Below are 6920 nucleotides of genomic sequence, written 5' to 3'. Positions count from 1 at the left end.
ACGCCTCACCGACATTGCCAGAACTACCAAACAAACCGCTTATCGCATTAAACACGGCCTTTTGGACCATTACTTATGTCAGCAACTCAGAAATCCTTCTATTTCTATGCGTTTTGCGTAAGTCCTATCTTGTTAACTATTTCTTTGAAAGTTCGTTGATCATTTCACTTTCTGTCAGGCTGATGTTGCTGACAGACCCATCATCCAACAGAATTTTTCTGGCGATCAGATCGTTTGCGGGAGCCAAAATCGTAAAATGCGAAGCTCCTTTGACCGACAAGAATTTGATATAGGGATTGCGGGATTTACCTCGCAAGAACTCGAGTGAATCGATATTGCCGTCCACTCCTTCAATAATGAATACAGGGCTTTGAACAGACGGCAACCAGTAGTAGGGTGCACGCACCAGTTGTTCCGCATAACTCAACTTTTCAAAATTGACAGGTATCATATTCCCATAATCTCGCAAATTAGCTACCGGGCCAAATGAAAACACTGCCCTGAAGCGCTTGCTGGCCTCTGCCACCATCAATACCAGAGTACCCCCAGTGCTATGGCCACCAAGATAAATGCGCGCAGGATCTATCCACGGCTGCTGGGCCAGGTAATCTGCCGCTGCCAGCACATCGTCAATCTCGCCAAAGTTTGCTTCATGCTTGCCCGGATTATCGTTGCCACCGCGCAGTGAGGGAAACATCATCACGACACCTGCTTTTCGATAAGCAGCCGCAGATTGATCATTTGCTCTCGGCTTGACTCTGGACAAAGATGCTCCGTCAATGGAATTGCTATCACCACCAGTAATCCAAATAATAGCGGGGTGTTTTTTCCCGTCTTTGGGATCTGGCGTCAACAATGCGCTAAGCGCGCCCACTGAGGACTGATAACGCACAGATTGAAATACGTTGTCCGGTGCGCTGCCTACGGGACTACGATGGTCGCCTTCATAGCCGACCTGGGTCTTGAACTCTTTGCGGAATGCACCAAAAGATGCGGGGTTTGGTGAATTATCAGCAAATGCTGATTGAGAAATTGATGCTACCAGCAATGCAAGTGCGCAAACTTTTTTTATTGAAAACATGATCGTCCAGGCCCGGGGGAAAGAGCCTGGATTGTACCATTTGAGATTTGCCTCAAATACACGCTATTTCTGATTACGGGGCAACGGCAAGAACTGCCCTACGCGTAAAAACATGCGCCTGCGCGAGCATCCTTGGATGAAAAGCTGTATTGACTATTTTATTTAGTTAAGACAGCTTTGGTTTTTTTACTTTTTGGAAGTGGCAGCAATTCAAGTACGAATTCTTTACTGACCTTGCCATCATCTGATTGCCAGATACCGCGGATGACATTGTCCTTGAGTTCGCCATCCCACTGGCCAGACACATCTACGCCGTCTTCAGATTCTTCCATGCTGAGTTTATTACCACTGACTTCGCCAGCCAGTAAAATCTTCTTGCCTTGATTGCGCTTGCCACCTGCCACGACATAAGAACCTTCGACGCTGTCTCTGTCTTCAGTTTTTGGTTGCAAGTGCATGCGTATCTTGTCATCGCCCATCTTGCCCTGGAATTCAATTTCTTTGGCAAAAAAAGGATTAGTCATGGGAGCAAAACGCGATGCTGCCGGAGAAGCCAGCTCAGTTTTATCCTGAGCCTCGACCGTAAGCCCTGAGGCAAACTCTGAGTACAGGGTCAGCGGCAATAAAACCAAACGCAAAAATCTCATCAGACCGCTTCGCCCCACAAGTCATGGGCATCAGCCGCAGTAATTTTTACTTCGACGAATTCACCGACCTTCAGTTTGCGATGTGGCTCAAAAGGAGGCTTGACATAGACGACACCATCAATCTCAGGCGCATCAGCAGAACTACGGCCTACACCACCGCTACGGTCGAGAGAATCGATCAGCACGCGCATGGTTTTACCTATCTTGGCCTGCAGACGCTTCTTGGATATACCTTCCTGCAATTCCATGACGCGACGACGGCGGTCTTCACGCACATCATCTGGCAACTGATTGGCGATTTCATTGGCGGTGGCGCCTTCAACTGGCGAATAGGCAAAGCAGCCAAGACGATCAATTTCCGCTTCTTTGAGGAAGTCGAGCAGGTATTCAAACTCTTCTTCTGTCTCACCAGGGAAACCGGCGATGAAAGTAGAACGTATCGTGATTTCCGGGCACATTTCACGCCAGGCCTTGATGCGCTCTATATTTTTCTCACCACTTGCCGGACGCTTCATGCGTTTCAACACGTCAGGGTGAGCATGTTGCAAAGGCACGTCCAGATAAGGAAGCACATGGCCGTTGTTCATGAAAGGAATGATCTGATCGACATGCGGATAAGGGTAAACATAATGCAGGCGTACCCAGGCATCATGCTGCTTGGCCAGCTCGCCCAAGGCTTCTACCAGTTGTGTCATATGGGTTTTGACCGGCTTGCCGTTCCAGAAGCCCATGCGGAATTTGACATCCACGCCATAGGCGCTGGTGTCCTGAGAAATTACCAGCAATTCCTTGACGCCAGCCTTGAACAGGTTTTCTGCTTCCATCATGACATCAGCAATCGGGCGTGAAACCAGGTCGCCACGCATGGATGGGATGATGCAGAAACTGCAGCGGTGGTTACAGCCTTCAGAGATTTTGAGGTAAGCGAAATGCTTGGGCGTCAGTTTCACACCTTGTGGTGGTACCAGATCCATGAAGGGCTCATGTGGCTTGGGCAAATGCTTGTGCACCGCCGCCATGACTTCACCGACTGCGTGTGGGCCAGTTACTTCCAGTACCTTGGGATGTATGGACTGTATCATGTCCTTACCGTCAGCATCTTTTTTAGCACCGAGGCAACCAGTCACGATGACCCTGCCATTTTCAGCCAGCGCCTCACCAATCGCATCCAGCGATTCCTGCACAGCAGCATCAATGAAGCCACAGGTGTTGACAATGACCAGATCAGCGCCGTCATAGGATTTGGCGGTGTCGTAACCTTCGGCACGCAACTGGGTCAGGATTTGTTCGGAATCGACGAGCGCCTTCGGACAACCCAGGGACACAAATCCCACCTTGTGGGTAGCAGGCATTTCTTGACGACGAATTTCAGAGATAGACATAGAGGACAATTAATAGCAAATAAGAGCAAAAAGGGTACAAAAGCGAATCCGCTATTGTACCCTTTTTGCCAGCCCAACTTGCCGCATCTGCGATAATTTCCTGAAGAATCAGGGGCTTAAGTCAGAATACGAGCCAACTCAACTTGAAGATCATTTACTTTTTACTCACATCTTCCGGATTGAACGGGAAGACATTGAACATGTTTTTTGCCTGGCTTTGCATCTGTTCTTGCATTTGCACAAACAAATTCTTGCTCTGTTCTATGTAGTTGCCCATCATTCCTTGCATCATTGGGCCCTGCACATTCATGAACTGTGTCCACATTTCAGGGCTGAAGGGCTTGCCTTCATAGATGCCCTTGGAATTTTCGGCCAATTTGTTCTGGATATCGATAAAGGCCTGGACGTTTTTTTCCAGATAATTGCCCATCATGCCTTGCATGGCATGGCCATAGTAACGAATGATTTGTGACAAAACGACACTGGAGAACATCGGCGAACCGCCCGCTTCTTCTTCCAGAATGATTTGCAACAATATGCTGCGTGTCAAATCTTCGCCTGTTTTTGCATCAACTACGGCGAAATCATCGTTTTCCAATACAAACTGTTTGACGTCTACCAGCGTGATATAGCTGCTGGTTTGGGTGTCGTACAGACGACGGTTGGGATATTTCTTGATCAGATGCTGTGATGATTTTTTTGCGCTATTCATTGAGATCTCAGTTAAACACTTCGATATCCTGCCACTTGATGAGGATCTCTCGTCAAAGTAACACAGACTATTCACGCAAACATGATTTAATGTTCTGGCACGGCCAAAACAGCTTTCATGTTTGTCCCCTTTTTTATTTGCATCCTAGTGGACTACAAAAGTGAAAAACGGAGTGCCTGCCATGTGCGCGACAATCATGGCCGCGTTGCAAATGCTCGCGATAGCCTCGCTATCGCAGTGCTTTGCGTCTTGCCCTGATACACCGGGCACATGTCCTTCACTCTCGATTTCACTATTGCAGTCCACTGCATTTTGCAGTCAGCAAAAGATATGCCCATCGAAATCTTGCGACTCTGATGAGCATATTTTACCGCACTGCAGAAGAAAGACAGCAATCAGGGAGGCTAAAAAGCCAATTTAAAAAATTTATTCTAATTCCTGGCAGTTTCTGATGGCTGGCGGTGCTTAGCCCATATGCAAACCACCATTGATGGAAAAGTCTGAACCAGTAGCATAACCACCTTCATCAGATGCAATCCAGGCAACAATAGAGGCAATTTCTTCAGGCTCAGCCAGGCGTTTGACAGGGATGCCGGCCACGATCTTTTCCAACACGTCAGGGCGGATGGCCTTGACCATGTCTGTACCAACATAGCCAGGGGAAACCGTATTCACCGTCACACCTTTAGTCGCTACTTCCTGTGCCAGGGCCATGGAGAAACCATGGATACCCGCTTTAGCCGTCGAGTAGTTAGTCTGACCAAACTGGCCTTTTTGACCATTCACAGAAGAAATATTGATAATACGGCCCCAACCGCGATCTACCATGCCATCAATGACTTGCTTGGTGACGTTGAACAGGGAATTCAAATTGGTATCCATGACAGCATCCCAATCCGCCTTGCTCATCTTGCGGAACTGGCCATCGCGGGTAATACCGGCATTATTGACCAGCACATCGACCTCACCAATTTCTGCCCTGACTTTTTCAAAGGCAGCCTTGGTTGATTCCCAATCAGAAACATTACCTTCAGAAGCATGAATATCCAGGCCTTCTGCACGCATATCGGCCAGCCATTTATCCTTGCGGGCTGAATTCGGACCGCAACCTGCCACTACCGTATAACCATCTTTGCACAAACGCCTGCAAATTGGAGTTCCAATACCACCCATACCACCAGTAACATAAGCAACACGTTTTGACATACTTGTTCTCCTCATTGAATTTTAATTACTTAACAACAAACCCTCAAACTGCCCTTACCTTCACATACCGTCCGGGTGCGGCTTCAATTGCAGGAAATTCTGCGTTTCCAGGCGTGGCCGGCACTTTCACCATCTTGCCGCCATGCTCACTCAAAAAGGCCGACCATTCTGGCCACCAACTACCTGGGTGTTCTGTGGCACCGGCAAACCAGCTTTCTGCATCCAGGCCAGCTTGCTCATTGGTCCAATAACTTCTCTTCTTCTTGGCTGGAGGATTAACCACGCCAGCGATATGGCCCGATGCACCCAGCACAAAACGATTACGGTCTTTATGGCGTGGATTGAGCAAAGCCGTAGAAGCAAATGCTGCCTGCCATGGAACAATGTGATCTTCCCTGGAGCCATAGACAAAGCAAGGTGCATCGATTTTGCCCAGATCGACCTTGCTGCCTGCGACTGTCAATGCACCGGGCTGTTTGAGTTTGTTTTCCAGGTAGGTATTACGCAAATACCAACAAAACATCGGGCCTGGCAAATTAGTGCTATCGGCATTCCAGTACAAGAGATCAAACGGTGGCGGTGCTTCGCCCTTGAGGTAATTTGACTGTACATAATTCCAGACCAGGTCATTTGCCCTCAGGCTGGAGAAGGTGCTGGCCAGGTCTTTGCCCGGCAAGATGCCACGACGACCTATGGTTTGCTCGCGCATCTTGACTTGCATTTCATCGACAAACACATCCAGCACACCCGTCTGTGTAAAGTCGAGCAAGGTAGTCAGCAAGGTCAGGCTGCTGGCAGGATGTTCGCCACGTGCTGCAAGCACTGACAAGGCCGTAGAGATAATGGTCCCGCCTACGCAAAAGCCAAATGCATTGATCTTGTCTTGCTTGCTGATCTTTTGTGCGACCTTGATGGCTTGTATGGCACCGTCTTCGATATAGTCATTCCAGCTGACTTCGGCCATGCTTTCATCCGGATTTGCCCATGACACCAGGAACACTGTATGCCCCTGATCAACCGCATAACGTACGACCGAATTCTCAGGCTGCAAATCAAGGATATAAAATTTATTGATGCAAGGCGGCACCATCAACAAGGGACGCTGATGAACTGTCTTGGTGGTAGGCTGATACTGAATGAGCTGGAACAGATGGTTTTCATACACCACGGTACCGGCTGATGTTGCGACATTTTTGCCAACTTCGAAGGCGGATTCATCTGTCTGGGAAATGCGGCCTTTTTGCATATCGGCCAGCATTTGAGTAATACCCTTGGCAAGACTTTCGCCTTTGCTCTCGATCAGCTTGCTTTGCGCTTCGGGATTAGTGACCAGAAAATTGGCCGGCGACATCGCATCTATCATTTGCTGCACTGCAAAACCGATTTTCTGTTTTGTCTTGATTGGGGCCTGCACAGACTCTGCCATGGCCATCAAAAAACGTGCATTCAACAAATAAGATGCCGCACTATAAGAGTGCATGGCATGGTTGTGCCAGTCTGGGGCTGAGAAACGCCTGTCTTTCAGATCAGGGATTTTGGATACAGCAAAGTCTTGCCATAGCTTACCAAACTCTTGCATATACTCCGTTTGCAAGCGCGTCATGGTGGCAGGATCTATCTGCGCCCCCAAGTCCTTCAGCATATCTGCTGCGGGCATGGGGTTCATTGTTGCGGCAGGTTTCATCCACTCCTGCCATTTGTCTTGATTCACTAGCTGTGACATCCACTCGGAGTACATAGCTTGAGGATCGAAAGTCTTCATGCGTGCCTCCTGATTTTCGCGTATCGTTTAGAAATAATTTTAAGCTTTCTTTCCCTGATTAAATAAGCTGCAATGCCGAGCTACAATATCGTTCTCACTATTCAATTCTCACCATGGATGCGAGCATCAA

6 protein-coding genes and 1 pseudogene are annotated in these 6920 nt (G+C 48.4%); 1 reads left to right on the top strand and 6 read right to left on the bottom strand.

Translation table 11 applies throughout. From position 1 onward, the window contains the following. Positions 1-121, top strand: a pseudogene (locus ACO0LL_RS12040) (IS701 family transposase); the annotation flags it as partial. A gap of 15 nt (positions 122-136) precedes the next feature. Here the strand turns inward: ACO0LL_RS12040 and ACO0LL_RS12035 are convergent. From ACO0LL_RS12035 to phaC, 6 genes are all read right to left on the bottom strand, one after another. Beyond that, on the bottom strand, positions 137-1081 hold the full coding sequence (locus ACO0LL_RS12035) for an alpha/beta hydrolase family protein (RefSeq protein WP_422951101.1): 945 nt from the start codon (positions 1079-1081) through the stop codon (positions 137-139). Positions 1082-1239: 158 nt separating this feature from the next. Beyond that, complete coding sequence (locus ACO0LL_RS12030) at positions 1240-1728, bottom strand: hypothetical protein (RefSeq protein WP_422951100.1); 489 nt, start codon at positions 1726-1728, stop codon at positions 1240-1242. Then, positions 1728-3110, bottom strand: a complete 1383-nt coding sequence (gene rimO, locus ACO0LL_RS12025; RefSeq protein WP_422951099.1) for a 30S ribosomal protein S12 methylthiotransferase RimO — start codon at positions 3108-3110, stop codon at positions 1728-1730. The genes ACO0LL_RS12030 and rimO overlap by 1 nt, the downstream gene beginning before the upstream one ends. Positions 3111-3264: 154 nt before the next feature. Further along, positions 3265-3822 carry a polyhydroxyalkanoate synthesis repressor PhaR gene (gene phaR, locus ACO0LL_RS12020; RefSeq protein WP_422951098.1) on the bottom strand — a complete coding sequence of 186 codons (558 nt, stop codon included), beginning with the start codon at positions 3820-3822 and terminating at the stop codon, positions 3265-3267. A 465-nt stretch (positions 3823-4287) separates the two neighbouring features. Further along, complete coding sequence (locus tag ACO0LL_RS12015; RefSeq protein ID WP_110253708.1) at positions 4288-5028, bottom strand: 3-ketoacyl-ACP reductase; 741 nt, start codon at positions 5026-5028, stop codon at positions 4288-4290. 43 nt (positions 5029-5071) lie between these two features. Then, entirely contained in the window at positions 5072-6790 is a 1719-nt protein-coding gene (phaC, locus tag ACO0LL_RS12010; protein ID WP_422951097.1) for a class I poly(R)-hydroxyalkanoic acid synthase, read from the bottom strand. Positions 6791-6920 lie beyond the last annotated feature (130 nt).

The organism is Undibacterium sp. TC4M20W (genome assembly GCF_049340245.1).
GTDB lineage: Bacteria > Pseudomonadota > Gammaproteobacteria > Burkholderiales > Burkholderiaceae_D > Undibacterium.
The sequence above is the reverse complement of the archived record's forward strand: the minus strand, read 5'-3'. Positions and strand labels throughout refer to the sequence as shown.